Source organism: Kitasatospora sp. NPDC048540, from assembly GCF_040651175.1.
Classification (GTDB): Bacteria; Actinomycetota; Actinomycetes; order Streptomycetales; family Streptomycetaceae; genus Kitasatospora.
In genome coordinates, this window is the sequence record NZ_JBEZIR010000001.1 from 149,513 (window position 1) to 176,352 (window position 26,840).

Annotated in this window: 22 protein-coding genes; 12 read left to right on the forward strand and 10 right to left on the reverse strand. The window is 72.9% G+C overall.

Going from position 1 to position 26,840, the window contains the following annotated elements; all coding sequences use genetic code 11:
- Positions 1-204 precede the first annotated feature (204 nt).
- The 3 genes from pulA (at position 205) to AB0D08_RS00880 (ending at position 9,142) form a co-directional block, all read left to right on the forward strand.
- Positions 205-5,742, forward strand: coding sequence for a pullulanase-type alpha-1,6-glucosidase (pulA, locus tag AB0D08_RS00870; protein WP_359885856.1), 5,538 nt, complete (start codon positions 205-207; stop codon positions 5,740-5,742).
- 509 nt (positions 5,743-6,251) lie between these two features.
- The gene (locus AB0D08_RS00875; protein ID WP_359885857.1) at positions 6,252-8,588 is read left to right on the forward strand and encodes a M4 family metallopeptidase; all 2,337 of its coding nucleotides are present in this window, start codon (positions 6,252-6,254) and stop codon (positions 8,586-8,588) included.
- A gap of 215 nt (positions 8,589-8,803) precedes the next feature.
- Entirely contained in the window at positions 8,804-9,142 is a 339-nt protein-coding gene (locus AB0D08_RS00880; RefSeq protein WP_033826217.1) for a P-II family nitrogen regulator, read from the forward strand.
- Between the two features lie 24 nt (positions 9,143-9,166).
- On the opposite strand, the gene AB0D08_RS00885 is transcribed toward AB0D08_RS00880, so the two are convergent.
- Complete coding sequence (locus AB0D08_RS00885; RefSeq protein ID WP_359885858.1) at positions 9,167-10,006, reverse strand: hypothetical protein; 840 nt, start codon at positions 10,004-10,006, stop codon at positions 9,167-9,169.
- Between the two features lie 71 nt (positions 10,007-10,077).
- Positions 10,078-10,587, reverse strand: coding sequence for a SigE family RNA polymerase sigma factor (locus AB0D08_RS00890; protein WP_033824747.1), 510 nt, complete (start codon positions 10,585-10,587; stop codon positions 10,078-10,080).
- 435 nt (positions 10,588-11,022) lie between these two features.
- Between AB0D08_RS00890 and AB0D08_RS00895 the strand changes: the two genes are divergently transcribed.
- Positions 11,023-12,705: a carbohydrate-binding module family 20 domain-containing protein gene (locus AB0D08_RS00895; protein WP_233289276.1), complete on the forward strand. Its 1,683-nt coding sequence runs from the start codon at positions 11,023-11,025 to the stop codon at positions 12,703-12,705.
- Positions 12,706-12,862: 157 nt separating this feature from the next.
- Complete coding sequence (locus AB0D08_RS00900; protein WP_359885859.1) at positions 12,863-13,102, forward strand: hypothetical protein; 240 nt, start codon at positions 12,863-12,865, stop codon at positions 13,100-13,102.
- Positions 13,103-13,166: 64 nt separating this feature from the next.
- Here the strand turns inward: AB0D08_RS00900 and AB0D08_RS00905 are convergent, their stop codons facing one another.
- From AB0D08_RS00905 to AB0D08_RS00925, 5 genes are all read right to left on the reverse strand, one after another.
- On the reverse strand, positions 13,167-14,576 hold the full coding sequence (locus AB0D08_RS00905) for a carbohydrate-binding protein (RefSeq protein WP_359885860.1): 1,410 nt from the start codon (positions 14,574-14,576) through the stop codon (positions 13,167-13,169).
- Between the two features lie 226 nt (positions 14,577-14,802).
- Positions 14,803-15,777 (reverse strand): NAD(P)-dependent alcohol dehydrogenase, encoded by a 975-nt coding sequence (locus AB0D08_RS00910; RefSeq protein WP_359885861.1) that lies wholly within the window; start codon positions 15,775-15,777, stop codon positions 14,803-14,805.
- Entirely contained in the window at positions 15,774-15,977 is a 204-nt protein-coding gene (locus AB0D08_RS00915) for a helix-turn-helix transcriptional regulator (protein WP_359885923.1), read from the reverse strand. The genes AB0D08_RS00910 and AB0D08_RS00915 overlap by 4 nt, the downstream gene beginning before the upstream one ends.
- A gap of 26 nt (positions 15,978-16,003) precedes the next feature.
- The gene (locus AB0D08_RS00920) at positions 16,004-16,444 is read right to left on the reverse strand and encodes a hypothetical protein (protein WP_033822479.1); all 441 of its coding nucleotides are present in this window, start codon (positions 16,442-16,444) and stop codon (positions 16,004-16,006) included.
- A 105-nt stretch (positions 16,445-16,549) separates the two neighbouring features.
- Positions 16,550-17,311 carry an SDR family oxidoreductase gene (locus AB0D08_RS00925; RefSeq protein ID WP_359885862.1) on the reverse strand — a complete coding sequence of 254 codons (762 nt, stop codon included), beginning with the start codon at positions 17,309-17,311 and terminating at the stop codon, positions 16,550-16,552.
- A gap of 725 nt (positions 17,312-18,036) precedes the next feature.
- Between AB0D08_RS00925 and AB0D08_RS00930 the strand changes: the two genes are divergently transcribed.
- The 3 genes from AB0D08_RS00930 to AB0D08_RS00940 all read left to right on the forward strand — a co-directional run bounded on the left by AB0D08_RS00930 (position 18,037) and on the right by AB0D08_RS00940 (position 21,628).
- The gene (locus tag AB0D08_RS00930) at positions 18,037-19,068 is read left to right on the forward strand and encodes an alpha/beta hydrolase-fold protein (RefSeq protein ID WP_033818194.1); all 1,032 of its coding nucleotides are present in this window, start codon (positions 18,037-18,039) and stop codon (positions 19,066-19,068) included.
- 393 nt (positions 19,069-19,461) lie between these two features.
- The gene (locus tag AB0D08_RS00935) at positions 19,462-20,205 is read left to right on the forward strand and encodes a hemerythrin domain-containing protein (protein ID WP_033818193.1); all 744 of its coding nucleotides are present in this window, start codon (positions 19,462-19,464) and stop codon (positions 20,203-20,205) included.
- A 460-nt stretch (positions 20,206-20,665) separates the two neighbouring features.
- Entirely contained in the window at positions 20,666-21,628 is a 963-nt protein-coding gene (locus tag AB0D08_RS00940; RefSeq protein ID WP_359885863.1) for a DUF1152 domain-containing protein, read from the forward strand.
- A gap of 30 nt (positions 21,629-21,658) precedes the next feature.
- Here the strand turns inward: AB0D08_RS00940 and AB0D08_RS00945 are convergent, their stop codons facing one another.
- Positions 21,659-22,207, reverse strand: a complete 549-nt coding sequence (locus tag AB0D08_RS00945; RefSeq protein ID WP_033818192.1) for a DUF1697 domain-containing protein — start codon at positions 22,205-22,207, stop codon at positions 21,659-21,661.
- A gap of 93 nt (positions 22,208-22,300) precedes the next feature.
- On the opposite strand from AB0D08_RS00945, the gene AB0D08_RS00950 reads away from it, so the two are divergent.
- On the forward strand, positions 22,301-22,771 hold the full coding sequence (locus tag AB0D08_RS00950) for a pyridoxamine 5'-phosphate oxidase family protein (protein ID WP_359885864.1): 471 nt from the start codon (positions 22,301-22,303) through the stop codon (positions 22,769-22,771).
- A 29-nt stretch (positions 22,772-22,800) separates the two neighbouring features.
- Here AB0D08_RS00950 and AB0D08_RS00955 read toward each other — a convergent pair whose 3' ends face one another.
- Positions 22,801-23,160, reverse strand: a complete 360-nt coding sequence (locus AB0D08_RS00955; protein ID WP_033818190.1) for an ArsC/Spx/MgsR family protein — start codon at positions 23,158-23,160, stop codon at positions 22,801-22,803.
- A gap of 354 nt (positions 23,161-23,514) precedes the next feature.
- Between AB0D08_RS00955 and AB0D08_RS00960 the strand changes: the two genes are divergently transcribed.
- The 3 genes from AB0D08_RS00960 to AB0D08_RS00970 are packed head-to-tail and all read left to right on the forward strand — an operon-like array spanning position 23,515 to position 25,662.
- Positions 23,515-24,681: a PP2C family protein-serine/threonine phosphatase gene (locus AB0D08_RS00960; protein ID WP_359885865.1), complete on the forward strand. Its 1,167-nt coding sequence runs from the start codon at positions 23,515-23,517 to the stop codon at positions 24,679-24,681.
- Between the two features lie 57 nt (positions 24,682-24,738).
- Positions 24,739-25,023: a DUF6011 domain-containing protein gene (locus AB0D08_RS00965; RefSeq protein WP_359885866.1), complete on the forward strand. Its 285-nt coding sequence runs from the start codon at positions 24,739-24,741 to the stop codon at positions 25,021-25,023.
- 15 nt (positions 25,024-25,038) lie between these two features.
- Positions 25,039-25,662: a hypothetical protein gene (locus AB0D08_RS00970; RefSeq protein ID WP_033818188.1), complete on the forward strand. Its 624-nt coding sequence runs from the start codon at positions 25,039-25,041 to the stop codon at positions 25,660-25,662.
- Between the two features lie 62 nt (positions 25,663-25,724).
- Here the strand turns inward: AB0D08_RS00970 and AB0D08_RS00975 are convergent, their stop codons facing one another.
- Positions 25,725-26,573 carry an alpha/beta hydrolase gene (locus tag AB0D08_RS00975; protein WP_359885867.1) on the reverse strand — a complete coding sequence of 283 codons (849 nt, stop codon included), beginning with the start codon at positions 26,571-26,573 and terminating at the stop codon, positions 25,725-25,727.
- Positions 26,574-26,840: the final 267 nt, after the last annotated feature.

Consider the following 26,840-nt stretch of genomic DNA (forward strand, 5'->3'; position numbering starts at 1 on the left):
GGACTTTGGCCGAGAGGTGTCGCGGGGCCCAACGACCGAGGCCCGCCGGGGGTCAGGTGTCCGGCGGGCCGCTACGACTCTGCTGCCTTCACAACGGTTCGGTCAAGACCCTGCTTGCAACATTTTCAGCATCTTGCTGAAACATATTTCAGCGCGCTACGGTCCGGCCACTCACAGACGAGCCGCATCGAGGGAGAGCCAGCCGTGGCCGAAGTCCCGCCCCGCCCGCCCCGGAGCACGACACCCCACCGCAGACCCGGCCGAGCCGCCGTCCTGCTCGCCGCGGCGCTGACCGCCGCCACGCTCGGCGCCGCCCCCGCGTTCGCCGCCGCGCCCCCCGCGCCGCCGTCCGATGCCGCACTCGCGGCCACGGCGGGCCGGCACGACCTCACCAGGGAGCAGTTCTACTTCGTCCTGCCGGATCGTTTCGCCAACGGTTCGAGTGCAAACGACACCGGCGGCATCACCGGAGGCCGCCTGGACCACGGCTTCGACCCCGCCGACAAGGGCTTCTACCACGGCGGCGACCTCAAGGGCCTGATCGACCGCCTCGACTACATCCAGGACCTCGGCACCACCGCGATCTGGCTCGCCCCGATCTTCAAGAACAGGCCGGTCCAGGGCACCGGCGACCAGGCCTCGGCCGGCTACCACGGCTACTGGATCACCGACTTCACCCAGGTCGACCCGCACTTCGGCACCAACGCCCAGCTCAAGGAGCTGATCGCGAAGGCGCACGGCAAGGGCATCAAGGTCTTCTTCGACGTCATCACCAACCACACCGCCGACGTCATCGACCACCAGGAGACGTCCAGCGCCTACCGCTCCACCGGCGCCTATCCCACCCTGGACACCGACGGCCGCCCCGTCGACGAGACCGCCCTCGCCGGCAGCGGCGCCCCCTGGCCCGCGGTCACCGCCGACTCCTTCCCGTACCGCCCGGTGCTGCGCAGCAAGGCCGACGCCACCGCGAAGAACCCGTCCTGGCTGAACGACCCCGCGCTCTACCACAACCGCGGCGACTCGACCTTCGCCGGCGAGTCCGCCACCGAGGGCGACTTCTCCGGCCTCGACGACCTCGACACCCAGAACCCCGAGGTGGTCGAGGGCTTCAAGAAGGTCTACCAGCAGTGGGTCAAGGAGACCGGCGTCGACGGCTTCCGGATCGACACCGTCAAGCACGTGGACATGGCCTTCTGGCAGAACTGGGCGCCCGCGCTCAAGAAGTACGCCGCCGACCAGGGCGACAAGCGGTTCTTCATGTTCGGCGAGGTCTACTCCGGCGACCCGGCCGTCACCTCGCCGTACGTCACCCGGGGCAAGCTGCAGGCCACCCTGGACTTCCCGTTCCAGCAGGCCGCCCGCTCGTACGTCTCGCAGAACGGCTCCGCCGCGGCGCTGTCCGAGCTCTACCGCCAGGACTACCGGTACACCACCGCCGACACCGACGCCTACGAACTGCCGACCTTCCTCGGCAACCACGACATGGGCCGGATCGGCTCCTTCCTGCGCGCCGACGACCCCGCCGCCACGCCCCAGCAGCTGCTGGACCGCGACCGGCTCGCCGACGAGCTGCAGTTCCTCACCCGCGGCCAGCCCGTCGTCTACTACGGCGACGAGCAGGGCTTCACCGGCGCGGGCGGCGACAAGGACGCCCGGCAGGACCTGTTCGCCTCGAGGACCCCCTCGTACAACACCGACCCGGTGATCGGCGGCACCCCCGGATCCGCCGACCGCTACGGCCGCACCGGCCCGCTCTACCAGGACATAGCCGCCCTCGCGAAGCTCCGCAAGGACCACCCGGCGCTCGCCGACGGCGCCCAGCGGGAGCGGTACGCCGCCGACGGGCCCGGCGTGTACGCCTTCTCCCGGACCGACGCCGCCCAGCAGGTCGAGTACCTGGTCGCCGTCAACAACGCGGCCGAGCCGAAGACCGTCACCCTGGACACCTACTCGGCCGGCATGGCCTTCGACCGGATCTACCCCTCGGCCGGGCAGCGGCTCACCACCGGCGCCGACAAGCGGCTCACCGTGACCGTGCCTCCGCTGTCCTCGGTGGTGCTGCGCGCCGCCGGGCGGATCGCCGCCCCGGCCGCCGCCCCCGCCGTCACCCTGACCCCGCCCGCCGACGGCGCCACCGGGACCGTCACCCTCGCCGCCCAGGTGCCCGGCGGCGGCCTCGACCGGGTGAGCTTCGCCGCCCAGATCGGCAACGGCCCCTGGCGCACCCTCGGCACCGCCGACAACGGCGACTACCGGGTCACCCAGGACCTCGGCGCCACCGCGCCCGGCACGGTGGTCCGCTACAAGGCCGTGGTCCGCGACTCCGCCGGCCACCTGCGCTCCGCCACCGCGAGCTTCACCACCGGCACCCCGGCGCCCAAGCCGGTGCCGACCGCCACCAGCCGCCCCTACGCGGTCGTCCACTACCAGCGCAAGGACGGCGACTACACCGGCTGGAACCTCTACGCCTGGGGCGACCTCGCCGACGGCGAGTCCACCCCCTGGCCGGCCGGCCACCCCTTCACCGGCCGCGACGCCTACGGCGCCTTCGCCTACGTCAGGCTCAAGGAGGGCGCCGCCGACCTCGGCTTCATCGTCGAGAAGGACGGCACCAAGGACGTCGACACCGACCGGCACATCGACCTCGGCGCCACCGGGGAGGTCTGGATCAAGGAGGGTGACCCCGCCGTCCGCACCGCCGACCCCGACCCGGTCCCGCCCGTCCCGGCCGGTACCGCCGTGATCCACTACCACCGCGCCGACGGCACGTACGACGGCTGGGGCCTGCACGACTGGACCGGCGCCGCCACCCCCACCGACTGGGGCAGGCCGCTGCCGCCCGCCCGTACCGACGCCTTCGGCGCCGTCTTCGAGGTACCGCTCGCCCCCGGCGCCACCAGCCTCAGCTACATCCTGCACAACGGCAACGACAAGGACCTGCCCGCCGACCAGTCCCTGGACCTCAACGCCACCGGCCGCGAGGTGTGGATCCTCGGCGGCCAGGAGGGCTACCTGCTCCCGCAGGCCGCCGGCAGCAGCTCCCAGCTCGACCTCACCGCCGCCCGCGCCCAGTGGATCGACGCCGGCACGGTCGTCGTCCCGCCCGGCTACGGCGCCGGCGACGCCGCCCTGGCCGGCGGCACCAGCGCCCAGCTGGTCTACGACCCCGCCGGCGGCATCAAGGCCGACCACGGCACGCTCGGCAAGCCCGGACAGTGGATCCGGCTCACCCCGCAGCCCGGCGGCCTGACCGCCGCCCAGAAGGCGAAGTACCCGCACCTGGCGGCCTACCGCGCCTTCACCGTCGACCCGCGCGACACCGCCAGGACCACCGCCGCCCTGCGCAGCCAGCTGCTGTTCACCGAGCACCTGCCGAACGGCGCCGTCCTCGCCGCCACCGGCGTGCAGCTCGCCGGCGTCCTCGACGACCGGTACGCGGCCAGGGCCGCCGCCGTCCCGCTCGGCCCGGTGTACACCGCCGGCCGGCGCGAGGACTGGCTGCGCCGCGACCGCCGCCAGGTGACCCTCTCGCTCTGGGCGCCGACCGCCACCGACGTCTCGGTCCAGCTCTTCGACCGGGCCACCGGCGGCACCCCGCGGACCGTCCCGCTGCGCCGCGACGAGACCACCGGGGTCTGGTCGCTCACCCGCGCCGCCCACGAACTCGACGGCCGGTACTACCTGTTCCAGGTCAAGGTGTGGGCGCCGAGCGTCCAGCAGACGGTCACCAACACGGTCACCGACCCGTACTCGGTGGCGCTGTCCGCCGACTCCGGGCGCAGCCTGGTCACCGACCTCGCCGACCGCGCCAACAAGCCCGCGGGCTGGGACGCCCACACCACCCCGCCGGCCGTCCCGGCCGCCCGCCAGCAGATCCAGGAGCTGCACGTCCGCGACTTCTCGGCCGAGGACACCACCGTCCCCGCCCCCGAACGCGGCACCTACCTGGCCTTCACCGAGTCGACGTCGGCGGGGATGCAGCACCTGCGCGACCTCGCCAAGGCCGGGGTGACCACCGTCCACCTGCTGCCGACCTTCGACATCGCCACCATCCGGGAGCAGCGCGCCGAGCAGAAGCTGCCCGCCTGCGACCTCGCCTCGCTGCCCGCCGACGGCGAACGGCAGCAGGAGTGCGTGGCCGCCGTGCAGGCCGACGACGCCTACAACTGGGGCTACGACCCGCTGCACTACACGGTGCCCGAGGGCTCGTACGCCACCGACCCGGCCGGTACCGCGCGGACCGTGCAGTTCCGCGCGATGGTGCAGGCGATGCACGAGGCCGGGCTGCGGGTGGTGCTGGACGTGGTCTACAACCACACCGCCGCCGCCGGGCAGGACCCGCACTCGGTGCTGGACAAGGTGGTGCCCGGCTACTACCAGCGCCTGAGCGACTCCGGCAAGGTCACCACCGACAGTTGCTGCGCGGACACCGCGCCCGAACACGCCATGATGAACCGGCTGGTGGTCGACTCGGTGGTGACCTGGGCGAAGCAGTACCGGGTGGACGGCTTCCGCTTCGACCTGATGGGGCTGGACCCGAGGTCCACCATGCTGGACGTGCAGTCGGCGCTGCGCTCGCTGACCCGGCAGAAGGACGGCGTCGAGGGCAAGGACCTCTTCCTGTACGGCGAGGGCTGGAACTTCGGCACCGTTGCCAACGACGCCCGGTTCGTCCAGGCCACCCAGGCGAACATGGCGGGTACCGGCATCGCCACCTTCAACGACCGGATCCGCGACGCCGGGCGCGGCGGCAACTTCCAGCTCTCCTCGGCGCCGCAGCAGGGCTTCGCCTCCGGCCTGTACACCGATCCCAACGGCTCCGCCGACAACGGCACCCCCGAGGAGCAGAAGGCCCGGCTGCTGCACCAGATGGACCAGATCAAGGTCGGCCTGACCGGCAACCTGGCCGGATTCCGCTTCACCGACAGCGCGGGCAGGCCGGTCACCGGCGCCGGGGTCGACTACAACGGCTCGCCGACCGGCTACGCGGCCGCGCCCGGCGAGGCGGTGGAGTACCTGGACGCGCACGACAACGCCGACCTGTTCGACGCGCTCGCGTACAAGCTGCCGCCGGCCACCGCGCCCGCCGACCGGGCCCGGATGCAGGCGCTGGCGCTGTCGCTGACGGCGCTCTCCCAGGGCCCGGGCTTCGCCCAGGCCGGCAGCGACCTGCTGCGCTCCAAGTCGCTGGACGCCAACTCCTTCGACTCGGGCGACTGGTTCAACGCGATCCACTGGGACTGCCGCCAGGGCAACGGCTGGGGCCGGGGCGTGCCGATGGCCGCCGACAACAAGGCCATGTGGCCGGCCGCGAAGTCGCTGCTGGCCGACCCGCGGCTGACCGTCGGCTGCGCGGAGACCGGGGCGAGCACCGCGCTGTACCAGCAGCTCCTGACGATTCGTCAATCCTCGCCGCTGTTCGCCCTGGACAGTGCCGATCAGGTCCAGCGCCGGGTCTCCTTCCCGCTCTCCGGCACCGCCGGGGAGGCCCCGGGCGTGATCACCATGCACCTGGACGGGGCCGGGCTGCCGGGGGCCGCCAAGGGCCTCACGGTGGTCTTCAACGCCACCCCCGCCGCCCAGCGGCAGTCGGTGGCCGCCCTCGCGGGCAGCGCCCAGGCCCTGCACCCGGTGCAGGCACAGGGCGGTGACCCGGTGGTCCGGCAGGCCGCGTTCGACCCGGCCACCGGCACGTTCACGGTGCCGGCCCGGACGGTGGCGGTCTTCGTCCAGGGCTGACATCCGGCCAGTTCCGCCCAGGGGTCCCGCCAACGGCGGGGCCCCTGTGGCGTCGATGGCCGAAAAACGACGCCCCCGGCTTGAACAACATGACATGTACCGGCCCTTATGTGCACGCGACGCCGACCGTACGTTCGGCCGGTCTACGCGTGCAGCGTGTCCGCTAGCTCAGCCGCTGTGCAACAGCAATGACATCCATCCCCACCAAACCTTGACCTCGACACCAACTCGCCCTTGCGGTGCCATTGTTGTTAATTGGCCAATCAGTGGCATGCATCTGTCATTCATGGTCCGTTTGCTGCCACGATTCCCCTCGCTGCAGCCGCGCGGGGCCCCACCCCCCGGTGCAGCGGATCCAGCGCACGTTCAGCGCTACCTGGCTCCACCCGCTCCTGATTGCACCGCACCCATCGCCGCGAACCAGCGGCAGGGCCCCCGCTGCGCCGCAACCCCGCGGCCAGGTTCTCTCCACCGGACGTGACCCCGCGCCGGTCGGATAAGGAGTCTGCATGACCCGCCACACCCATGTCCGGACGAGTCTGGCCGCCCTCGCCGCCACCACCGCGCTGCTGGTGACAGGCTTCCCGGTGGTCGCCGCCCAGGCCGCACCCGCCGCCCCGGCCGCGATCGCGCCCGCCGCCGCCCACGCCTCCGCGATCGCCGCCGCCGGCCAGCAGAGCGCCGCGCTGGCGCAGACCCTGGGCCTCGGCAGCCAGGAGAAGCTGGTCGTCAAGGACGCCTTCCGCGACGCCGACGGCACCCAGCACTTCCGCTACGAGCGCACCTACGCCGGACTCCCGGTGCTCGGCGGTGACCTGGTGGTGCACCAGACCTCCGGCGGTGTCGTCAAGGGTGTCGACAAGGCCACCCAGGCCTCCCTGACCGGCGTCAGCACCACCCCCGCGCTGGCCGCCCCCAAGGCCCAGGCCACCGCGCTCGCCGCCGAGGCCGGCTCCAGCCTGGAGAACGCCCCCCGCCTGGTCGTCTGGGCCGCCGACGGCAACCCGCGGCTCGCGTACGAGACCGTCGTCTCCGGCAAGGAGGCCGACGGCACCCCGAGCAAGCTGCACGTGGTCACCGACGCCACCAGCGGCGCGGTCATCCACAGCTTCGAGGGCATCCAGACCGGCACCGGCCAGGGCGTCTTCGTCGGCAACGTCACGATCGGCACCACGCTGTCGGGTTCGACGTACCAGATGAAGGACACCACCCGCGGTGGGATGTACACCACCAACATGAACAACGGGACGTCCGGCAACGGCACCCTGTTCACCAAGTCCACGGACACCTGGGGCAACGGCCAGGCCAGCAACAAGGAGTCGGCCGCCGTCGACGCCCACTACGGCGTCGCGATGACCTGGGACTACTACAAGAACACGTTCGGCCGCAACGGCATCCGCAACGACGGTGTCGGCGCCTACAGCCGCGTCCACTACGACAACGGCTACGTCAACGCGTTCTGGGACGACTCCTGCTTCTGCATGACCTACGGCGACGGCGCCAACAACACCGCCCCGCTGACCGAGCTGGACGTGGCCGGCCACGAGATGAGCCACGGCGTCACCGCCGCCACCGCCAACCTCAACTACTCCGGCGAGTCCGGCGGCCTCAACGAGGCCACCTCGGACATCTTCGGCTCGATGGTGGAGTTCTACGCCAACATCCCGTCCGACAACCCGGACTACCTGATCGGCGAGCTCATCAACATCAACGGGGACGGCACGCCGCTCCGTTACATGGACAAGCCGTCCAAGGACGGCCAGTCCGCCGACAACTGGTCCTCCACCGTCGGCAACAAGGACGTCCACTACTCGTCCGGCGTCGCCAACCACTTCTTCTACCTGCTGGCCGAGGGCAGCGGCGCGAAGGTGATCAACGGCGTCAGCTACAACAGCCCGACCTCCAACGGCTCCACCCTGACCGGCATCGGCCGGGACAAGGCCGCCGCGATCTGGTACCGCGCGCTGACCACCTACATGACCTCCACCACCAACTACGCCGCCGCGCGGACCGCGACCATCAACGCGGCCAACGACCTGTACGGCGCGGGCGGCGCCGAGGCCACCGCGGTCGCCAACACCTGGGCCGCCGTCAACGTCGGCTCCGTGGTCAGCAACTCGCCGGTGGTGACCAACCCGGGCAACCAGGTGACCGCCATCAACACCGCGGTGAACCTGCAGATCTCGGCCACCGGCGGCACCGGCGCGCTGACCTACTCGGCCACCGGCCTGCCGGCCGGCCTGTCGATCAACGCCTCCACCGGCAAGATCACCGGCACCGTGACCACCGCTGGCACCTCCAACGTGGTGGTGACCGCCAAGGACACTGCCAACAAGACCGGCACCGCCAGCTTCACCTGGACCGTCAACACCGGTGGTGGCGGCGGCTGCACCCCGACCCAGCTGCTCGGCAACGCCGGCTTCGAGACCGGCTCCGCCGCGCCGTGGACCACCACCAGCGGCGTGGTCGACAACAGCGCCTCCCAGGCCGCCCACTCGGGCAGCTGGAAGGCGTGGCTGAACGGCTACGGCTCCGCCCACACGGACTCCGCCTCCCAGACGGTGACCATCCCGGCGGGCTGCAAGGCCACCCTCAGCTACTGGCTGCACATCGACACGGCGGAGACCACCACCACCACCGCCTACGACAAGCTGACGGTGACCGTCAACGGCACCACCGTCGCCTCGTACTCGAACCTGAACAAGGCCACCGGGTACGCCCAGAAGACCGTCGACCTGTCGGCCTACGCCGGCCAGACGGTCACCCTGAAGTTCAACGGCGTCGAGGACTCCTCGCTGCAGACGAGCTTCGTGATCGACGACACCGCGATCAACACCAGCAACTGAGCTAGGTGAGCGCAGGGCCCGGTGGCTTCGGCCGCCGGGCCCTGCGGCCGTCCCCGGGCGGGTCGCGGGGCGCCCCGGGCACCGTTCGGACCCGCCCCGCGTCCTTGGGCCCGCGGCGCGGCCCGCGGCTGTACGATCGCGGCGTCCCGGACGGCGGCCGCGCCGCCGCCCACGGCCCACCCCGTGCCCAGGCACCCGTCGAGCGGACCCCGCGCATGAAGCTGATCACCGCCGTCGTCAAGCCGTTCCGGCTGGACGACGTCAAGTCCGCCCTGCAGGAGATCGGGGTGCACGGACTGACCGTCACCGAGGCCAGCGGCTACGGCCGCCAGCACGGCCACACCGAGGTCTACCGCGGCGCCGAGTACCGGATCGACCTGGTGCCCAAGCTGCGGATAGAGGTGGTGGTCGAGGACGACGACGCCGAGGCGGTGATGACCGCGATCGTCGACGCCGCCCGCACCGGACAGATCGGCGACGGCAAGGTCTGGGCCGTGCCGGTCGACACCATCGTGCGGGTCAGGACCGGCGAACGCGGGCCCGACGCGGTCTGAGCCGGGGCGGCGCCGCGGCTGCGGCTACGGCTGGGCCCACAGGCGGCGCCAGAGCGCGCCCTCGGCGATCTGCTCCTGCGGCATCGTCGGCTGCCACTGCGGGTCGGTGGCGACCTGCTCCAACTGCTCCGGGGTCAGGACCGGGGCGTCCAGCGACTGCCGCACCTCGACCCGGCCGCCCTCCGCGTGGGCGGTGCCGTCCAGTGCGGTGATCACGAACAGGACACCCCCGGGGCGCTGCACCGCGACGGTGGACCCGCCGAGGGTGTCGGCGCCGGCCCGGGCGGTGGCCAGGGTCAGCACCTGCGAGCCGTCCGGCCGGGTGACGGCCTCGCAGGTGTCCCCGCCGGGACGGACCGCCGACAGGACCGGTGCGCCCAGCGGCCGGATCGGCACCGCGCAGCTCAGCGCGGGCTGCTCGTCGGCCGCCGTGATCAGCGCGACCGACAGGGTGCCGGCGCCCCGGCCGCCGTCGTAGTCCACCAGGAAGGCGTGCCCGGGCCGCGCGTCCGGTCCGAGGGACGTACGGAAGTGGCTGTACCGGCCGCCGGGCAGCTCGGTGGCGAGCAGTGCCAGCATGCCGTCGGCGGTGGTCGGCACCTCGACCGGGACGGCGGCCGGCGAGGGGCCCGCGGCCGCCGCGGCGGGGACGTCGACCGGGGGCCGGGCCTGCTGGACGGCCACGGCGGCCGTGCCGGCCAGGGCCGCGGCGGCGAGCGCGGAGCCCAGGACGGTCAGCCGGCGGCGCCGGCGCAGCACCCGGCCCCTGGCGGTGGCTTCGCCGACCATCAGGACCACGGGGGGAGTGGCGAGATCGTCCGAGCTCTCCCTGAGCAGGCGGGAGAGTTCGTTCTCAAGGTCCATGTCCGGGTTCCTCGTTCGGTTCTACGGGCGGAGGCAGGGGGGCGGGGGAAGCGGGGTGCGGGGGAGCGCGGTCAGGCGAGGAACATCAGCTCGCGGTCCTCGCCCAGGATGCCCCGGAGCTTGGCCAGCGAACGGGTGTTGAGACTCTTCACGGCCGCCGGGGAGAGGTCGAGCAGATCGGCGACCTCCTCGATCGAACGGTCCTCCAGGTAGCGCAGCACGACGACGGCACGGTTGCGGGGCGGCAGCAGCCGCAGCGCCTCGGTGAGCGCGAGCCGCAGGTCCGGGGTGACGGCGCCGCCGGGGGAGTCCGGCAGCTCGGCGAGCACCACCTCGGTGGACTTCCGCAGCCTGCGGTGCGAGAGGTAGTACCGCAGCATCACCTTGCGGGCGTACGCGTCGAGGCCGGGCTCGTCACGGCCGCGCCGCAGCCGTCCCCAGATCGAGAACATCTTGGCGAGCGTGGTCTGGACGAGGTCCTGCGCCTGGTGCCAGTCGCCGCACATCAGGTAGGCGACCTGGAACAGGCGGCGGGCCCGGGTGCCCGCGAACTCCTCGAACTCGAGTGCCGCGTCGTCCATCCGGAAGTCCCCCGAGGTGCCTGGTGCTGGTTGCCGTCAGCCGTACTGACGTGGTGGCGGGGGCGGAGGTATCACCCGGTCTCCGGCGAGTTCGAACTGTAGTCGTCACCGGTCTTGACGCACCCACGACCCGGTCATATGTTCTCAGCGCACTGCAAGTTTCCTGAAAGTTTCATCGATCTTTCAGCAAGCAGCACGGCCGTCGCGTGGCCCCCACCCACCCCACTCCCCGCGACCCGCCGACGCCGCCGTGCCTCCTGTGCCGTACCCGCTCATCCACCCACCCGCTGCCCGTGCACCTGCGTCCACGGGCCGCACCAGGCCGCCCACCCGCCCCCTGGAGACACCGTGGTCACCACCTCCCCCACCCGCCGTCCCGCCCGTACCGCCCGTACCGCCGGCGCACTGGCCGCCGCGGCCGCGCTCGCGCTGTCGATCGGCACCGGACTCACCCTCGCGCCCACCGCCGGGGCCACCCCGCCCGGTGGCGGCAAGGACGTCACCGCCACCCTCTTCGAGTGGAAGTTCGACTCGGTGGCGAGAGCCTGCACCGACACCCTCGGCCCCAAGGGCTACGGCTTCGTCGAGGTCTCCCCGCCCCAGGAACACATCCAGGGCCCGCAGTGGTGGACCTCCTACCAGCCCGTCAGCTACAAGATCGCCGGCCGGCTCGGCGACCGCGCCGCGTTCCAGTCCATGGTCGCCACCTGTCACACCGCAGGCGTCAAGGTGATCGCCGACTCGGTGGTCAACCACATGTCCGCGGGGTCCGGCACCGGCACCGGCGGCACCGTCTACAGCAAGTACAACTACCCCGGGTACTACCAGGACCAGGACTTCCACTCCTGCCGCAGCGCGATCTCCAACTACGCCGACCGCGCCAACGTGCAGAACTGCGAACTGGTCAACCTCTCCGACCTGAACACCGGCAGCTCCTACGTCCAGCAGACCATCGCCAACTACCTCAGCGACCTGCTCTCGCTCGGCGTGGACGGCTTCCGGATCGACGCCGCCAAGCACATCGCCGCCACCGACCTGGCCGCCATCAAGGCCAGGATGAGCAACCCGAACGCCTACTGGGTGCAGGAGGTCATCTACGGCGCCGGCGAGCCGATCCAGCCGAGCGAGTACACCGGCACCGGCGACGTGGACGAGTTCCGCTCCGGCACCTGGCTGAAGAGCGCCTTCGACGGCGGCCGGATCGCCGACCTGTCGACCTGGGGCTCCGGCCTGCTGGGCAGCTCCCAGGCCCGCACCTTCGTCGACAACTGGGACACCGAGCGCAACGGCTCCACCCTCACCTACAAGAACGGCAACACCTACACCCTGGCCAACGTCTTCATGCTGGCCTTCCCGTACGGCGCGCCCAACGTCTACTCCGGCTACGCCTTCGGCGCCAACGACGACGGCCCGCCGAACGGCGGTACCGTCAACGCCTGCTACCAGGACGGCTGGAACTGCACCCACGCCTGGCGCCAGGTGGCCAACATGGTCGGCTTCCGCAACGCCGTGGCCGGCACCGCCGTCACCAACTGGTGGTCCGACGGCAGCAACGCGATCGGCTTCGGCCGCGGCGGCAAGGGCTACGTGGCGATCAACCACGAGAGCGGTCCGATCACCCAGACCTTCCAGACCTCGCTGCCCGCCGGCAGCTACTGCGACGTCCAGCACGGCGACCCGGTGGCCGGCGGCGGCTGCACCGGTGTGAGCTACCAGGTCGGCACGGACGGGAGGTTCACCGCCACGGTGGGCGCGGGTGACGCGGTCGCCCTGTACGTCGGGGCGAGCGGCGGCTCCACCGCCTCGCCGTCGCCGTCGCCGACCGCCTCCGGCGCCTCGTTCGCGGTCAACGCCACCACGGTGTTCGGGCAGAACGTCTACGTGGTGGGGAACACCGCCGCACTCGGCGGCTGGGACACCTCGAAGGCGCTGCCGCTGTCCTCGGCGGCCTACCCGGTCTGGAAGCTCGACCTGTCGCTGCCGGCCGGCACCGCCTTCGAGTACAAGTACATCCGCAAGGAGGCCAACGGTTCGGTGACTTGGGAGAGCGGCGCCAACCGCACCGCCACCGTGCCGGCCACCGGCCGGGTCACCCTGAACGACACCTGGCGCAGCTGACCCACCGGCACCATTCCCGTCATCCCGTCATCCCGTCGCCCCCGTCCGGCCCTCCCGCCGGGCGGGGGTTACGGCTGTCCGCCCGAAACCCACCGATCGAGTGGCACCCGCGGTGTCGATCCGGCCACCACCACCCCCGGCTGACAGCATCGGCAGCGTGAACGCCACCCCCACCCCCACCCCCACCTCCGCCGTGCTCGACCTCGAACTCCGCGGCGGCCGCTGGGACGGGCACCGCAAGCGGGTCCGGTCCACCGCCCCGCCGCCAGCCCTGCGGATGGTGCTGCGCGCCGACCTCCCGCACCCCGAGGCGGGCGAGTACTGGCCGACCACCAGCATCTACCGGCTCGACCAGGACGGCCCGGTCCGGCACTACCGCCACTCCCACGACGAGTGAGCCGAACGGCACGCGCGGCGGTGGCACCGGGCCGGGCCGGCGGCCGGGGGGTGTGTCCGCGGGGTCAGTGGCCGAAGTCGAACCAGTTGACGTTGACGAAGTCGGCCGGCTGGCCGCTGGTGAAGGTCAGGTAGACGTCGTGGAGGCCGGTGACGTCGGTGATGTTGGCGGGGACGGTCCGCCAGCTCTGCCAGCCGCCGGTGCCGGCGATGGCGAAGGAGCCGATCGGCGCGGCGGTCCGGCTGTCGAGGCGGACCTCGACCAGGCCGCTGACCCCGCCGGCCGCGCCGCTCGCCACCCGGCCGGTGAACTGCCGGGCCGGTGCGGCACCGAAGTCGACGCCCCGGTAGAGCGCCCAGTCACCGTTGGCCAGTGAACCGATGTCCTGCCCGCCCTCGGTGCACGCCTCGGTGGACGTCCCGCCCTGGGCGTCGAAGGACTCCGCCTGGATCGGGGCGTAGGCGTTCCGGTTCCCGCCGGGCGGCGTCGGTGTGGGAGTGGGGGTGGGGGTCGGGGTGGGCGTCGGGTTGCCGCCGCCGGACTGCCAGACGCCGACGTAGTCGACCACCATCGGCACGCCGGAGACGGTGCCGCCGTCCGGTCCGCCGCCGAACGCCCCCGGGAAGCCGCCGCCCATCGCGACGTTGAGGATCACGAAGAACCCGTGGCCGGTGGCCGCCGCCCAGGTGCCGGCGTCCATCTGGGCGGCGCTCACGCTGTGGAACTGCACCCCGTCCAGGTACCAGCGCAGTTGCTCGGGGCTGGTGCTGCGGTCCCACTCCACGGTGTAGGTGTGGAAGCCGCTCTGGCAGGTCCCCGGGGAGCAGGCGCGCTGGCCGCCGATGCCGGTGGTCTCGTTGCAGACGCCGCCCGGGCTGGTGCCGCAGTGCAGGGTGGCCCACTCGTTGTTGAGGCCCTGGACGTTCTCCATGATGTCGATCTCGCCGATGCCCGGCCAGTTCCAGTAGTTGCCCCGGAACGGCGCGCCGAGCATCCAGAACGCCGGCCAGTAGCCCTTGGCGGCCGCGCCGGTCACGTTCGGCATCTGGAGCCGGGCCTCGACCCGGAGCTTGCCGCCGGCCGGGGGCCGGAAGTCGGTCCGGTTGGTCTCGATCCGGCCGGAGGTCCACTGCCCGGCGGCGTTGCGGACCGGGGTGATCCGCAGGTTCCCCGCGCCGTCGAGCGCCACGTTCGCGGTGCTCGAGGTCATCGTCTCGATCTCGCCGGTGCCGAAGCCGGCCGGGCCGCCGGGGTACGAAGTGCCGGTGGTGTAGAGCCAGTTGGCGGTGTTGACGCCGGTGCCGGCCGGGCCGTTGAAGTCGTCGGCGAAGACCTGGGTCCAGCCGCTCGGTGCCGGGACGGCGGCCTGCGCCGGGCCGAACTGCCCGGCGAGGCCGGCGGCCAGCAGTCCGGCCAGGCCGAGCGCGGCCAGCAGCCGGCGGGTACGGGGACGTCGGTGCGGTCGGTGTCTCATCGGGTGCCTCTCGACGGGTGGGGGGCTGGGCCGAATCTGAGAGCGCTCTCTCGTTTGGTATCGGAGCCGATGTCACCTGTCAATGGATGAAGGCTATTTATCGGGGAGTTGGGGTCTTCCCTTGAAGAGTTCGACGCGCTGTGATGACAGTGTGTCACTCATGTCGCACGCTTCGTGCGAGAGCGCTCCCAGACCCGCACTCTCGGCCCCCGCCCCGCCGTTCCGGTCAGCCGATCCGGATGACCGCCTTGCCGCGCACGTGACCCTTCATCAGGTCGTTGATGGCGTCGGCGGCCTCGTCCATGCCGTAGCTCCGGTCGAGCGCGGGGACCACCGAACCGGCCTCGACCAGGTCGGCGAGCGCCGCCAGGTCGTCGTGGTTCGGCTTGCCGGCCACCGCGCGCACCCGGCGCCCGCCGATCGGCGGCAGCAGGACGGCCCGCAGCTGCCGGTCGAAGCCGCCGGTCCAGTTGCCGCCGCTCTCGCCGCCGACCAGGACCAGCGTGCCGCCCGGGGCGAGGATGCGGCGCAGCCGGCCGAGGGTCCGGTTGCCGCCGGTGTCGAGCACGAGGTCGTAGCGGCCGGGGCCGTCGGTCGGGTCGTCGCGGGTGTAGTCCACCACCTCGTCGGCGCCGAGCGCCCGCACCAGGTCGGCCTTGCCCGGGCTGCAGACGCCGGTGACGTGGGCGCCGGAGGCCTTCGCCAGCTGGACGGCGAAGCTGCCCACGCCGCCGGAGGCGCCGAGCACCAGCACCCGCCCGCCGGACTGCAGCCGCCCGCTGTCGCGCAGCGCCTGGAGTGCGGTGCAGCCGGAGACCGGGACGGCGGCGGCCTGTTCGAAGGTGAGGCCGGCGGGCTTGCGGGCGAGCCGGTCCTGGGAGGTGGTGGCGTACTCGGCGTACGAGCCGTCGCAGGTGCCGTACACCTCGTCGCCGGGCGCGAAGCGGCTGACGCCCGGGCCGACGGCCTCCACCACACCGGCCAGGTCCAGGCCGCGGATGCGGAGCTTGGGTGCCCGCAGCCCGAAGCCGAGCGCACGGACCAGGTACGGCTTTCCGGTGGTGAGGTGCCACACGCCGGGGTCGACGCCGGCCGCGTGGATCCGGACCAGCACCTCGCCGCTGCCGGGCACCGGGCGCGGGAGCTCCTCGACGCGGAGGATCTCGGGCGGTCCGTAGCTGTCGTGCACGATGGCTCTCACGAGCTCTCTCCTTCGGTGTCGGGGTACTGGAACACGCCGTCCAGCGGGACGGCGAAGACGCGGGCGATCTGGAAGGCCATCTCCAGGGAGGGCGAGTAGCGGCCCTGTTCGATGGCGATGACGGTCTGGCGGGTCACGCCGATCCGGCGGGCGAGTTCGGCCTGGGTCATCTCGCCGTGGGTGAAGCGAAGGGCCCGGATCGTGTTGGTGACCCTGGTCGGCGGTTTCACCACGACTGGAAGCCGACCCGGTAGGCGGCGATCTTGGCGGTCGAGGCCAGCACGGCCGAGAGCGTGAAGGCCAGGTAGATCGCGTTGGCGATCCAGAACTGGTCGGCGTCGGCCATCGCGAGCCCGAGGCCGGTGAGGGCTCCGATCGCGACGAACGACTGACCGATGTGGTCGCCGGCCCGGTGGATCTCACGGTCGCGCTGGTCCTTGACGTTGGCGCCTTCCGGCGAGGCGATCGACACCACGATGTGGAGCACGATCGACACCACGATCGACAGACCGACCGTCCACAGCAGGGCCCCGGCGTAGGGCTGCTCGGCCAGCGGCGGGCCGCCGGGCCGTCCGAGCAGGATGGACAGATACGTCCCGTAGGACACCACCGCGACCAGGAGCATGATCCAGGCGCGTTTCTCTTCGAAGGCCACTGCGGCTCCCATGTAAAGAAAACCTGACACCCGTGAGTGTCAAGCAGTCCGGACATGGTGTCAAGTTTTCTGTACATGGGAGCCGCAGTGGCGGCCCCGGGCCCGCGGGGAACCCGGTCAGCCGCGCCCGATGTACGGCATCGCGGTCGCCATCACGGTGGCGAACTGGACATTGGCCTCCAGCGGCAGTTCGGCCATGTGCCGGACGGTGCGGGCCACGTCGGCCACGTCCATGGTGGGTTCGGCCGCCGTCCGGCCGTCCGCCTGACGCACGCCGGTCGTCATCGCCGCGGTCATGTCGGTCGCCGCGTTGCCGATGTCGATCTGGCCGCAGGCGATCCGGTACGGCCGCCCGTCCAGCGAGAGCGACCTGGTCAGGCCGGTGACGGCGTGCTTGGTCGCGGTGTACGCGATGCTGTGCGGCCGCGGCACGTGGGCGGAGATTGAACCGTTGTTGATGATCCGGCCGCCCTGCGGGCGCTGCGCCTTCATCAGCCGGAACGCGCCCTGGGCGCACAGGAAGGCGCCGGTCAGATTGAGCTCGACCACCGCACGCCACTGCTCGTACCCGAGGTCCTCGACCGGGGTGGGCGCACCGAACGTGCCGGCGTTGTTGAACAGCAGGTCCAGCCGGCCGAAGCGCCCGGCGGTCCCGTCGAAGAGCGCGTCCACGGCCGCCGGGTCGGTGACGTCGGTCGGGAACACGGCGGCCGGCCGCCCGCCCGGGGCGGCCGCCCCGATCAGCTCGGCCGTGCCGCGGAGCGGGTCGGCGCGGCGGCCGGCCAGGACCAGCTGCCAGCCGGCCCCGGCGAGCTCCAGCGCCACCGCGCGGCCCACCCCGCTGCCGGCTCCGGTGACCACGGCGACCTGCTGCGACACGTGCTGCTCCTGGGGGTCGTACGGGGGCGGGCCGCTCCGGCGCCGGGTGTCCGGCATCCGGCGCTCTGCCCGCCGGGCCCGGCGTGCGGACGGCCGGAGGTGCCCCGATGATCCCGCGGCGGCCGGTCCCGCGTCACTGGTACGAGCGTCCAAGCAGCGGCGCGGCTGGCGGGCGCCCGGCTGGCGGGACCTCCGGCGGCGGGTGCGCGACCGGGCGCGGCGGACCGGCCTGCGGACCGGCCTGCGGACCGTGCGGCGGAGGCGGGCGGAGCGGCGCGACGCGCCGGGCGGGTGTGCGTTGCTCCGGGCGGGTGGCTGCCGATCGGGGTAATCCGACGGGGCCGGTCGGGTGGTCCGGCACCCCGGCCAGCGGCGGCTTGGGTGCGGCCGGCGGCGTGAGAGTGGTCACCGCGGCCCGGCCCCCGGGCGCCCGTGCCGGTCCGGCCGAGGCCCGCCGTCAGGCGGCTGCGGGCCGTCCGGCGGCCCCGGCCCCTCCCGTACGGAGGGGGTCGCCCCCGCCGTTCGGCGGGTTCCCGGCCCGTGGCGCAACCGGGCTCCGGCCTGCTCCGTCATAGGATCTCGGGTGGTGCGGTCTCCGGTCGGAGGCCGCCGCGCCCGTTCTCGGGGCGGCTGACAGCCAGAGGTCCGCCGCCCGTCCCCAGGCCCCGCCGGGGCCGCCGCCCGGATCCACCGACCGGGCGAGAACCGCTCGGAGAGTCCCCACCGTGCTGCCGCAGCCGTCCGTCACCCGTGCCCGTGCCGTCCTGTCAGCCGCCGCCGTGTTCGCGCTGGCCGCCGCGCTGGCCGGGTGCGGGAGTTCCCAGTCCGGCAAACCGGCCGCCGACGGTGCGAAGGCGGCCGCGGGGTCGGCCTCGGCGCCGTCGCCGAGCCCGAGCCCGACGCCGACCAAGCCCTCCAAGGTGCTGAAGCCGACCGGGCCCGCCGCCGACCTCCAGAAGGCGACCGACACCTCGGCCGGGCCGATCATGGTGACCACGCTGACCGGGCCGAAGTCCGGCGTCAGCGGAAAGGTCTGGGTCTGGCTGCCGCCCGAGTACAACGACCCCAAGTACGCCAACACCGGCTTCCCGGTGCTGACCCTGTACGCGGGTGGCCAGAGCGCCGGGTACAACACCTGGACCGACAACCAGCTGCCGATCCAGGCGGTCGACACCCAGCTGGTGAAGGAGGGCAAGGCGCACCCGTTCATCATGATCATGCCGGTGCAGAACCTGAACTCCAACGAGGCCACCGCCATGGAGTGCGCCGACATCCCGGGCCAGCCGAAGATCGGGACCTGGATGGCCGAGGACATCCCGGACTTCGTCCGGGCCAACTTCCGGACGGTCAAGGGCCGCGACGGCTGGGCCGTGATGGGCGCGTCCACCGGTGCGTTCTGCAGCGCCAAGCTGGCCCTGCAGCACCCGGAGGTGTTCAAGGCGGCGGTGCCGATCGACGGCTACTTCAACCCGGACTCGCCGCTCTGGAAGGGACACGAGCAGGAGCGGCTGGCGAACAGCCCCGACGTGCTGGCGACTTCGGGCACCGCCGACGTCCGGATCCTGGCGACCGCGGGCGGCTCCAACTCCGCCGAGCTCAAGCTGGTGAAGGCGTGGGTCGGCAAGGTGAAGGCCCCGGCGACCGTCGAGTACTACGAGCAGCCCGGCGGCAAGCACCTCACCTCCGACTTCAAGAAGATGATCCCGGACCTCCTGCAGTGGGTGTCCAAGAACGTGGCCGGCCCCGAGAGCGACTGACGCGACACCGGTCGGGTCGGCGGGTCGGGTCGGCGGGTCGGGTGCGGTGGGTCGGGTGCGGTGGGTCGGGTGCGGCGGGGGCGACGACGGGCCGGGCGCGCGCGGAGGGCGTCCGGTCCGAGTTCGGCGGACCGGCCCCGTCGTCGCGCCCCGCGCGGCATACTGTTCGTGGGCCCCGCGACCGGCCCGAGGGCGGCCCCGAGGGCGGCCCGGAGGCGGTGCCCGTAGCGCGGGCGGAGCAGCCTCCCCGAGGGCCGAGATGGCCTCTGACCTGCACGTCAATCAGACATTCATTCGATCCTGATGGCATGTCATCACTCTGGAGACCCGGGCCGGGACACCTAAGATCGGTGTCCGCAGCGGCCAGCCTCAGCCAGCCGTGAAGAGAGCGACATGCCCAGCCACTTGCTGCCCGTCAGGACCCCGACCATCCCCGCCCAGAAGGACGGGGAGAGCACCGGGTCCGTCGCCGAGCCGCCCGCCGCCGTCGCACCGATTCCGTTCGCCGGTCTGCGGCTCGTGCACGCGGCCCTGCGCCGTGACCTCGCCCGCCTGCCCAACGCGCTCCGACTGCTCCAGCCCGGCGACACGGTGGCCGGTGACGCCCTCCAGCGGCACTGGGACTTCATGCTCGCCATGGTCACCTGCCACCACGAGCAGCAGGACACCCGGCTGTGGCCGCTGCTCCGCCGCTTCGTGCCCGAGCTGCGGCTGCTGCTCAACTGGCTGGAGGCCGACCACCACAACCTCGACCACTCGTTCACCCGGGTGACCACCCTGGTGAAGATCGCCACCCGGGACGCGGCCAGCAGCTGGCCGGTCGCCTACGCGGTGGAGGAGCTGGCCGCGCGCCTGGAGACCCACCTGCGCATCGAGGAGCGTCAGTTGCTGCCCCGGATGGAAGGCGTCTTCCCGGCCGGCTCCCGGATCGGCACTCTGCCCGAGCTGCTCGACCTGCTCCGCTCCGCCGACGGTCCGGCCTCCTCGGACGCCCTGGTCTGGCTGCTGGAAGGCGTGGACGAGCAGGAGATCGACCGGCTGCTCGCCGACTGCGACCACGAGACCGTCCGGCACTGGCCGCACTGGCGCGACACCTACGCCCGCTGCACCGACGAACTCTGGGGCCCGCGCCTCTGACCGGCCCGCACCGGCCCGCACCGGCCCGCACCGGCCCGCACCGGCCCGCACCGGCCCGCACCGGCCCATGCCGGTCCGCGCCGGTCCCCGCGGTCAGCTGCCGGGTGGTGCCCGCCCGGCGGCCGCGGGTCAGCAGGGCCCGGCGCCGACCGACCGGAGGTACCCGGCGAGGTCGGCGGAGTCCTCGGTGGCCGGCCCGACGTAGCCAAGCTGCTCGGTGCGCTCGCCGCGCCGGACGGACTTCTCGCTGCCGTCATCAGCGGTGGCGCCGCCCCGGGCGCGGTGCAGCGAGGTGCTGATCTCCAGGACGTCCGCGGCGACCGGCAGCCGCTCGGCCTCGTAGCTCTCCAGCAGGGCGGCGGGGGCGCCGTGCCGCAGCTGGTCGCCGGGATCGCCGCCCGCCCTGGAGCTGACCGACCCGGGAGCTGACTTGGCCTCAGGGGCCTGTTACGGTCCCCGGATGCCCTCGCTCCTCGAACCTCCGCTGCTGGCCCGCCTGAAGTCCGCCGGGCGGATCCTGATCGCGGGCGCGGGCGGCGGCTTCGACGTCTACGCGGGACTGCCGATCGCCCTCGCGCTCCGGGGTGCCGGCAAGGAGGTGCACCTCGCGAGCCTGTCCTTCAGCCACCTGTACGGGCTCGACGCCGAGGTCTGGCTGGAGCCGGAGGTGGCCGAGATCCGCCCCGACACCCGGTCCGCCGAACCGTACTTCCCGGAACGCACCCTGGCCCGCTGGCTGCGGCTGCACGGACTGCCCGACACCGTCTGGGCGTTCGGGTCGGTCGGGGTGCAGCCGCTGCGGGCCGCGTACCGGGCCCTCATCCGGCACCTGGGCATCGATGCCGTCCTGCTGGTCGACGGCGGTACCGACATCCTGATGCGCGGCGACGAGGCGGGCCTCGGCACCCCCGAGGAGGACATGGCCAGCCTGGCCGCGGTGGCCGGGCTCACCGAGATCCCCGAACGCCTGGTCAGCTGCCTGGGATTCGGAGTGGACGCGTACCACGGGGTCAACCACAGCCTGGTGCTGGAGAACCTGGCCGCGCTGGACCGGGCCGGCGGCTACCTCGGCGCGTTCTCCATCCCGCGCGACTCCCGCGAGGGCGCCCTCTACCTGGACGCGGTCGCCCATGCGCAGGCCGCCTTCCCCGAGCACCCGAGCATCGTCCAGGGCTCGGTCGCCGCCGCCCTGCGCGGCGAGTTCGGCGACGTCCAATTCACCGAGCGCACCCGGCACAGTGAGCTCTTCGTCAACCCGCTGATGACGCTCTACTTCTCGGTCACCGTCGAGGCCCTGGCCGCCCGCCACCGCTACCTCGACCGGATCGAGCACACCGTGCGCACCCGCCAGATCAGCACCGCCATCGAGGAGTTCCGCGACACCCTGCCCCGGCAGCGGCCGCCCCGGTTGTTCCCGCACTGACCCGCCGCCGACGGCGCCGACCGTCCCGCATCAGGGCTTCTTCGCCGCCGCGAGGATCTTGACGGTGGTGTGGAAGAAGCGCGAAGTGCCGTGGCCGGGATAGGACTTGGGGAAGGCGGTGGCAGGGTTCGAGCCGAGGCGCCCGTCGCGCAGGTGCATCACCACGTACGCCGCGCCCGGCGTGGCACCGAGGATCTCCCAGTCGCCCTTGGGGGAGCGGACCGGGAACTCCAGGCCCTCCGGGAGCGGTTCGGACAGGAAGACCACGCAGAGCCGCAGCTCCGGGGTCACCTCGACCTCCGCGAACGGGTCCGCGGCGACCAGCTCCTCCACCTCCGCGACGGTACGCACCATCGCCGGGACCGGGTAGCCGAGCGCGGATGCCAGGTGCTCCTCGATCCGGCGGGTGAGCGCCGCGCGGTCGGTCTCCTCGGTGTCGAAGAAGACGTTCCCGCTCTGGATGTAGCTGCGGACCCGCTCCAGCCCGAGTTCGGCGAAGAGCTCACGCAGCCGCTCCATCTTCACCGTCCGCCCGCCGACGTTGATCGCGCGCAGGAATGCGATGTAGGTCTGTGCCATCCGGCCAGTCTGTCAGGGCCCGCCGACAACGCGGGCCCGGCCGGGCGGGCCGTCCTCGGCCGGTTCGCCGCCGGCCGGTGCCACACTGGCGCCATGGTTACCTGGCAGGATTTCGAACAGGAGGCGCCGGACCTCGCGCCCCTGGTGCGGGCCCGGTTCGAGGCCCACCGCCACCACGTCCTGGCGACCCTGCGCGCCACCGGAGCGCCGCGGGTGAGTGGCACCGAGGTGGGCTTCACCGGCGCGGACCTGACGATCGGGTCGATGCCGGGCGCGGTCAAGGCGCTCGACCTGCGCCGGGACGGCCGCTTCGCGCTGCACAGCCATCCCGGCGACGAGACGATGACCGACGGCGACGCCAAGATCTCCGGTGTCGCCGTCGAGATCACCGACGAGGTCGAGCTGTCCGCGTACGAGAGCGAGCTGCCGCAGCCGCCGCCCGGGCCGTTCCACGCCTTCCGGCTGGGGGTCACCGAGGCGGTGCTGACCACGGTCGAGGACGGCCGGCTGGTGATCCGTTCCTGGCGTCCGGGCGAGGCGGTGCGGACGGTCACCCGCGACTGAGCCGTGCCGGGCGGGGGAGGCGCCGCCGCTCAGCCGGGCAGCACCGAGCGCAGCGCCTCCGGGGTGCGCGCCACCACCGCGTGCCCGTCGTCCGCGGTGATGATCGGCCGCTGGATCAGCACCGGGTGCTCCGCCAGCGCCGCGATCCAGCGCGCCCGCTCGCCGCTCTCCCGCGGCCACTGCTTCATGCCCAGCTCCTTGGCGGGCTGCTCGTCCAGCCGGGTGATGTCCCAGGGCTCCAGCAGCAGCCGCGCCAGCACCTCCTCCAGCTCGGCGGCGGTCGGCGGCTCCTCCAGGTAGCGGCGGACGGTGTACTCGGCGCCGGCCGCGTCCAGCTCGGTGAGGGCGACACGGCACTTGCTGCAACGCGGATTGATCCAGATCTCCATCCCGCCACCCTAGATCCCGCCGCCCCGGGCCGTATCCGACAGCCCGGGTGCGCGCCCGGCGGCCGTCCGCGGAGCCGCGCTGCTGCTCCGGGGCCTGCGGGAACGCAGCCGCGGCCGTCGCCCGTTCACCCGGGGCGGGCGGAGCACGGCGACGCCCGCGGTACGGAGTGACCGGCTGGTGCTGCGCGGCTACCGGACGCTGCCGGTGACGACGGTCTGAATCGGGCCCTTGGTCCCTCCCCGGCGGGACCTTCGGCCGCCGGATCGGCCGGGCCCGCGGGCGACCATGGGGGAAGCGGCGCACCGCGGTGCCGGGAGCAGGTCCTGGGGCCGCGCGCCGTCCCAGGAGGACCCTTGCCCGACCGTTCCCGCTCCGCCGAGCGGGCCCCGACCGCCGTCCGCCGGACGGAGAGCGGTGGGGTCCGCCGTACCGAGGCGTCCGCGGTCGCCCGTTGGCAGCAGGCGCTGGCGGAGGCGACCAGGGCGCCGCGCTGGGTGCTGTGGCTCCCGGTGCTGCTGGTCGTGGTCGACCTGGGGCTGGAGTACGCGCTGCCCGAGTCGGTGGCGGCCGGGTTCCTGTGCACGGTGCTGCCGGTGGTGGTGGCGTTCGGCCTGGGCCCCGGTCTGGTGGCCGCCTCGACGCTGGTCGCGGTCGGCCTGCAGATGATGCTCGCCGAGCGCGCCGGACACCTCGCCGAGCAGCACCACATCTGGGTGTACGTGACCACCGTGCTCGCGGGGGTGCTGGGTGCGGCGCTGTCCTGGCAGCGCCGTCGGCAGGCCCGTGACCTGGTCCGGGTCAGGACCATCGCGGACACCCTCCAGCACGCCGTACTGCGGCCGGTCCCGGCCGCCCCGGGCCGGCTCCGCGCCGCGGGGCTGTACCGTCCGGCGCAGGCGGACGTCGCGGTCGGCGGTGACCTGTACGAGGTCTGCGAGACCAGGTTCGGGACCCGGGTCCTGCTGGGCGACGTCCGCGGCAAGGGGCTGGACGCGGTCCGTACCGTCGCCGACGTGATCGGCGCCTTCCGGGTGACCGCGCACGAGACGGCCGACCTCACGGAGCTGGCGGGGCAGCTCGACCGCCAGGTGCTGCGGGAGGCGGCCGACCGGGCCGACGAGGAACTGTTCGTGACCGCGGTGCTGCTCCAGCACTGCCCGCGGACCGGCCGGGTCGAGCTGGTCAACCGCGGCCACCTCGCGCCGCTGCTGCTCAGCCCCGGCGCCGCCGAGCCGGTCGACTGCCCGGACCGGCTGCCGCTCGGGTTCGGGCACCTGGCGGCGGACGGCGAGCGGCCCACCACCGTCGAGCTGGCGCGCGGCTGCACCCTGCTGCTGCACACCGACGGCGTGAGCGAGGCCCGCGACCGGGCCGGGGTGTTCTACCCGCTGGCCGAACGGCTCGCCCGGCTCGGCACCACCGACCCGCGGGCGGTGGTGGCCTTCCTGGACCGCGACGTCCGCGGCCACTGCGAGCGGCTCACCGACGATCTCGCGGTCCTCGCGCTCACCCCGGCCTGAGCCGTACCCGTGGCCCGACCTGTACCGGTGGTCGGTGCGGGGCGGCAGACTGGGCGGATGTCCGATCCCGCACTGTCAGTTCCCGCACTGTCCGATCCCGCGCTGTCCGATCCCGCGCTGATCCCGCCGATCCCCGCCAGGCTGCCCGCCGAGGTCCGCTGCCTGCGCTGCGGCCGGCTGCTGCACGACCCGGAGTCCCGGATGCTGCGCCTGGGCCGGGAGTGCCGCCGCCCGTCCGATCCGGTCCGGGTGGTCGCCGGGGAGCAGGAGGCGCTGCCAGGAATGATCCTTCCCAGCAACGAAATTGACGAACAGTCAGGGTTGCCCTCGCCGCCCCCGTGATTCATCCTGGCTGATATGGCGCGGTGGTGGGGGAGCTCCGGACGCTGGCTGATCGCCGGCCAGCTGTTGCTGATCACGGTGGCCGAACTGGTCCTGACGGTCGGCCTGGTCTGGCTGACCGCGTTCACGGTGGACCACACGGGCGAGCGCTCCGTGCCGACCATGATCTGCTACGTCCTGGTCGCCCTCGCCGCAATGGCCGCCCTGCTGCTCGGCGTGATCGTCCTGGACGAGGACCGCCCGCTCAACTTCCTGGCCGCCCTGCTGGCCGGTGCGGGATGGCTGCTGCTGGGCTGGAGCTGGCTGACGGGCGCCGAGCAGCAGGCCATGCACGACCGGGGCGTACCGGAGAACGCGGTGGTGCTCCGGTGCTGGACCGACCCGCCGGACCTGCGGACCTCGGACGACAGGATGAGCGTCCGCCTCCCCGACGGCTCGACCCTCACCCTGGGCACCGGCGGCCGCTGCGAGACCCCCGGGACCCAGGTCGTGATCACCCGCGATCCGACCGGCACCTACGGCCCGGTGAGCGGCCCACCCCCCGGCCCGCCGGACCACACCCGCCGCACGGTGGGGCTGGTCATGCTGTGCGTCGGCGCACTGGGCCTGGCGTCCTTCTTCCGCTACGTCCTCGACTGACCTCCCCGTGTTCGGTCCGGTTGACCCGGCCGCGAAGGTGGCCGGGTCACGCGCCTCCGGTGTCAGCCGACCGCCCTGGCGGCGTCGTCGATGAGGTCGGCGACGACCCTCGGGTGGCTGAGCATCACGACGTGGGAGGAGGTCGGCACTTCGACGACCTTGCGGGCGTTGGCGCGGGTGTACATCCAGCGCTCGCACGCCGGCGGGATCGCCTTGTCCCGGCCGGCGACCAGGCCCCAGGACGGGATCGTCCTCCAGGCCGCGGCCGTCGTCGGGAAGGTGAAGGAGTCCGCGTCGAACGGCCGCTGCGTGGCCTGGAGGATCTGGAAGTCGGCGGTGGAGAGGTCGGCGGCGAAGGCCGCCTGGCCGTTCCTGCCCAGGTACAGATCGGTCTCGGTGGTGCCGTCGGCCTTGGTGTACGGCACCGGCACGCTCACCGGCGCGACCTCGCTGCCCGGGAACTTGGTGATGAGCTCGCCCTGCGTCTCGCCCACGTCGGGCACGAATGCGGCGACGTACACCAGGGCTTTGACATTCGCCTTCCCGGCGGCTGCGTTGGTGATGACCGTTCCACCCATGGAGTGGGCGACCAGTACGACCGGGCCGGCGATGCTGTCCAGCAGGCTGGCGATGTAGGGGGCGTCGGTCGGGATGCCGCGCAGCGGATTGGACCCGCAGATCGTGGTGTAGCCCTTGTGCTGCAGCTCGCCGATGGTGGCGTTCCAGCAGGAGGAGTCGGCGTAGCCGCCGTGCACCAGGACGATGGTGGGCTTCACTCTCGGCTTCCTCTCACCGGTACCGCTCGGGGCCGCGGCCGCGGCCGGCCCTCCGACACCTGCCGCCAGCACGGCCGACCCGGCCAGCGCCGCTCCCGCGGTCAGCATCCTGCGGCGGGGGAACTCTGTACTCATGGGACTCCTCGTACGTTGGGATCGGGGGCTGCCGGGCCGAGGTCACCCGCCCGCGGCCCGCTCGATCAGGTCCTCGGCGAAGGATCCGGGGAACGTGTCCCGGACCAGGAACAGGAAGCCGTCGACGGTCATGCGCGGGGCAGGATGCCCGGCCCCGCCTGTGACGGTAGGAGCGCCGACGGCGGTCCCGCTCCCGTCATATGACGTGGTGCCACTGAACGAGCCGTCCGAGGCGGCCCGGCAAACCCTGCCGACGGCCTGGCACGG